Below are 3,363 nucleotides of genomic sequence, written 5' to 3'. Positions count from 1 at the left end.
GGGAGAGTAGGTCACCGCCGGAACATCATTAAACGGTCGAGAGCCCCAACCACAACGGTCGGGGCTCTCCCGCATTTAACCACCACAACGGAATAGCGGGCCCCGCGTCAGGTGAACTCAGCAGCTGCAATATGTGATTTCTGCTACTTTGTCACCGGTGCGCCCTTGCCTGCGACGCACCGGCCCCCGCTAGTATTTGGTGGGGCCTGCTGACGGCGGCCCGGGTGGAACCAAAGCGTCCACTATTCGATTTGGGGGAGTGGTTTAGTGAAATTTCCAAAAGTGATTGCCTTGGTGGCAATCCTGGCGGCCGCTGCGGCGACATCGACCGTTCCGGCTCACGCCGAAGATTTACCTGCGATCAGTCCCACCATCGCCGCCAGCCTGCAGCCGTCACCTGGAGCGGAGCCTACGGTTTCGCCCAGCCCTTCAGCCACCTTCGCACCTGCGACCTCCGCGCCGCCGGCAACCCCGGCCCCCACCAAGGCCGTGCCGGGAACGTCACCGTCGGGCACACCGACGCCGTCGTCTGAGCCGGGGCCGACGAGCACGGCCACCGCCGAGGACCTGCCCTCGGGCGTAGCCGCGATCGGTGCCGGCGAATCGGCCATTCAGGCCCGCTGGCTGTCCCTGGGCGGCGAGACCGGCTGGCTCGGTGCCGTAGCCTCCGCCGTTTTTTGTGAGTTGCGGGACGGCGGATGTGTCCAGCGTTACGAACATGGTGCCATTCACTGGTCCGCGGCGACCGGAGCCCACGCAACAACCGCGGCCATCGCCACAAAGTGGGCGGCCCTGAATTGGGAGTCTGGCCGTCTCGGCTATCCCATCAGCGAACAGGTATGCACACTGAGGAACGCCGGTTGTGTCCAGCGTTTCGAAGGCGGGGCGGTTCACTGGTCCGCGGCGACCGGAGCCTACGCAACCTGGGCGGCCATTGCTGCCAAGTGGGCCGCATTGAACTGGGAGTCTGGCCGTCTCGGCTACCCCACCAGCGACGAAATTTGCGGCCTGAAAAACGGGGGATGTGTCCAGCGTTTCGAAGGCGGGGCGGTTCACTGGTCCGCGGCGACCGGAGCCCACCCAACCTGGGCGGCCATTGCTGCCCGCTGGGCCACCCTGAATTGGGAATCCGGACGCCTGGGCTACGCCGTCAGTGACGAGACCTGCGGCCTGAGGAGTGACGGCTGCGTCCAACGTTTCGAAGGCGGCGTCATCTACTGGTCGCCCTTTGGCGGCGCGCAGCCAATGTGGGGTGCCATCCTCTCCAGCTACGGCGCCAGGTCCTGGGAGGCAGGCTCACTGGGCTACCCGGTCGCCGCCGAATCCTGTTCCGGCGCCAGCCCGTGTTCACAGGAGTTTCAGTACGGCCGGTTCACCTGGACAGCCGGCTTGGGTGTCAAGTACCACCTCCGGTCTGCGGGCTACTGCGAATCTTTGAACCGCAACGCCGTGCGATACCTGGGCGCTGGGCCGGCGCGGGTCTCTTTCGCAATTGCCGAGAGCTATCCTGCAACACCGGTAACCTTCACCACGTGCGTCCGTGCCAACGGGGCCTACCAGGAAGAATGGTCCGTCGTAGGCTATGCCGGGGAGAGCGGATTTGCCCGTCCCGGCGTCGCATCCGGTCCCACCATCAACAAGTTTTCGCCGACCGGATCGTTCTCGGTGACCGAAGCATTTGGCCTCGGAAACCCTGGCACCGCACTCTCCTACCTCCAGGTCAACCAGTTCTCACGCTGGGGCGGCCGGTTGAATTCGAACTACAACAAGTACTTCGAATCCAGTGCTGACATCTTCCCGGACGAAAACATGTGGTACTACGCAACACGGCCGTCCCATGACTATCGTCAGGGAGTTGTGATCAACTACAACAGACCCCCGGACTCAACAATCCAAATGAATGCCGGCTTCGCGATCTTCCTTCACGCCAACCGGGTCCCCACCTGGGGCTGCATTTCCCTCGACGAGGCAGACGTCGTGAGGTTCCAGCGGGGGGCTGTTCCCGGAGATCGAATCATCATGGGAGTCGGAGATGATGTTTTCAACTAAGACGACAAGGCTTGCGGGCCTCGGATTGATCCTCGCAGTTGGACTGTCGGCGTGCAGCGGGTCCACCCCATCGCCCAGTGCGGGAGCGTCGACGTCGGCCGAATCCACGGCTGTGGCGAGTCCCACCAGTTCAGTGCCCCCCACCGCCCGTGACGGATCGTCGCTGATTCCCACCACGGAAGTGGGGGCGTGTTCCCTCCTGAATGTGGAGCAGGTCCGGTCGGTCCTCGGCGATGCGGCGCGGGACATCCAGGCCGGTGAAGTTGCCGGGACAGTGAGTCCCGCCGGTGTCAGGCACGAAAACTGCATCTACCCCCTCGACCCGGCCGGCACGACGACCCACGCGGTCATCCTGGAAATTGTCACCTACCCGGACGCGGCCAGCCGTGCGGCTGCCGACCCGTGGGAGGCCATGATGTCCCCCACGGAAGTCACGGGCTTGTGGGGTGAAGCCCGCTATGCCACGAACCGGCTCAGCCAAACAACGGAGCACGTCCTGGCTGTGGCCCGGGGGACCCAGGTCTGGAGATTCGTCGTTTCCCAGCCCCAGGAGATCTCCACTTGGGAACCGGCGGAAGGGCAGGCCGTGCTGAGGAAGTTGGCGGAGACCGCCAGAATCTAGCCCGCCGGACTCGACTACAATAGAGGCTGGCCTCGAGGCAATCCGCTCACCACGGATTCGTCCCCGTCAGGCAAGAAGCAACTAGAGTAGTACGGCTGCCAGCGTGCCAGTCGGGGGCTCGCAACAGGAGGAATCCAGCATGGCTGAGCACAACGACGGTAATCGCGACGGCAAAGACCGCGGCAACTTTGGCGGCGGACGCAATTCGGGCGGTGGCGGCTTCCGCGGCACCAACAACTCCGGCGGCGAGCCCCGCGGTTACCGTGCTCGCGATGACCGGGGGACCGAGGGGGCCCGTCCTCCCGCCGGAGATCGTGACCGCAAGCCCTTCGGGGACCGCCCGTCGCGCGAGGGCGACCGTAAGCCGTACAGCGGTGGCGGGGCCGAGCGTAAGCCGTATGGTGATCGTGCTCCGCGTGAAGGTGGGGGACAGCGTCCCAGCTTTGGCGGTGACCGTGACCGTAAGCCGTACAGTGGTGGCGGGGCCGAGCGTAAGCCGTATGGTGATCGTGCTCCGCGTGAAGGTGGGGGACAGCGTCCCAGCTTTGGCGGTGGCGGTGACCGTGACCGTAAGCCGTACAGCGGTGGCGGGGCCGAGCGTAAGCCGTACAGCGGTGGCGGGGCCGAGCGTAAGCCGTATGGTGATCGTGCTCCGCGTGAAGGCGGGGGACAGCGTCCCAGCTTTGGCGGTG

3 protein-coding genes are annotated in these 3,363 nt (G+C 65.0%); 2 read left to right on the top strand and 1 reads right to left on the bottom strand.

Features of this window, described 5'->3' with window-relative positions; genetic code table 11:
* Positions 1–338: 338 nt before the first annotated feature.
* A complete protein-coding gene (locus tag BJQ90_RS09165) occupies positions 339–611 on the bottom strand; it encodes a hypothetical protein (RefSeq protein ID WP_226759981.1) in 273 nt (90 codons plus the stop codon).
* Here BJQ90_RS09165 and BJQ90_RS09160 point away from each other — a divergent pair.
* Entirely contained in the window at positions 568–2,049 is a 1,482-nt protein-coding gene (locus tag BJQ90_RS09160; protein ID WP_226759980.1) for a hypothetical protein, read from the top strand. The two genes, BJQ90_RS09165 and BJQ90_RS09160, sit on opposite strands and share 44 nt — an antisense overlap.
* Positions 2,050–2,182: 133 nt before the next feature.
* Complete coding sequence (locus BJQ90_RS09155) at positions 2,183–2,671, top strand: hypothetical protein (RefSeq protein ID WP_226759979.1); 489 nt, start codon at positions 2,183–2,185, stop codon at positions 2,669–2,671.
* The last annotated feature ends 692 nt before the right edge of the window (positions 2,672–3,363 follow it).

Origin of the sequence: Arthrobacter sp. SO3, from assembly GCF_020532825.1 — a bacterium.
Lineage (GTDB): Bacteria > Actinomycetota > Actinomycetes > Actinomycetales > Micrococcaceae > Arthrobacter.
The sequence above is the reverse complement of the archived record's forward strand: the minus strand, read 5'-3'. Positions and strand labels throughout refer to the sequence as shown.

Excerpts from the sequence above, each read along its gene's own strand:
- BJQ90_RS09165 (WP_226759981.1), bottom strand. The coding sequence starts at position 611 with ATGGCCGATTCGCCGGCACCGATCGCGGCTACGCCCGAGGGCAGGTCC.